At 58.1% G+C, this 769-nt stretch carries 2 protein-coding genes; both read right to left on the reverse strand.

Annotated features, from left to right (window positions below; genetic code table 11):
* Positions 1-48: 48 nt before the first annotated feature.
* Positions 49-408 carry a hypothetical protein gene (locus EP165_RS20320; RefSeq protein WP_127524673.1) on the reverse strand — a complete coding sequence of 120 codons (360 nt, stop codon included), beginning with the start codon at positions 406-408 and terminating at the stop codon, positions 49-51.
* Positions 405-769, reverse strand: a 365-nt coding sequence (locus EP165_RS20600; protein ID WP_206075964.1) for a hypothetical protein, incomplete at its 5' end; no start/stop codon positions are given. The genes EP165_RS20320 and EP165_RS20600, both read right to left, overlap by 4 nt.

Here is a 769-nt window from a genome sequence, read left to right on the forward strand (position 1 = left end):
AGCCTCAGTCAGCTTCATGTCTCTTCCTCGGTGAGAGAGCGGCGCATCTCAGCACCCCCGAACATTGATTGCGGCGACCTTCGGCCCGCGTATCCAAAGCGACCAGCTTTCCTTGCCGTTCCGAAGCCCGCCAATCCGATGTTCGTAATGCGGCGGCACGATGCCAATTCTGCCAGGCCACCACGTGCGCCAGCGGCCATCGCCGAGTTCTTCGACATAGCCGCCGCGCAGGACGATTCGAATTGCCCATGCGGGGTGCGTGTGAAAGCACCCAGGATCATCGGCGCGTACAAACTTGTGCAGTTGGACCACGCAGCCAAAGGGTTTCCAGAGATTCTTGATCCAAAGTGCGGGGCGACCATCAAACGAGCCTCGCCATTCATCGAACCGCATGCCGCCAGCGCTCATTTCTCTGCTCCTAGTGCTCGGATGGCGGCGGCGATCCTGCGTCTCGTGCCGATATGATGCAGAACGCCTCTCGGCACTAAATCGTCCGCAATCTTCGCGCACCGCTCGATTGTTTCTCGATCCAGTTGGCCGGGAGGGATGAGCCGGTAGCCGACAGGAACTTCAACCAGTGTTGCTTGATCTTCTCCTGTTGCGTCACGATAGATGCGTTGACACTCTTGCCTCAGACGTTCCCACAGCCGGGGAGGAAGTCTTTCGAGACCTGGTTGTCTGTACGAATGAAACCAGCAATTAATCCACGCATCTTCCACAGACGCGGTAACCCAGTTTTTCTCCCGCGCGCTCATGACGGCTGACCTTC

This window comes from Mesorhizobium sp. Z1-4, from assembly GCF_004000235.1.
GTDB lineage: Bacteria > Pseudomonadota > Alphaproteobacteria > Rhizobiales > Rhizobiaceae > RCIO01.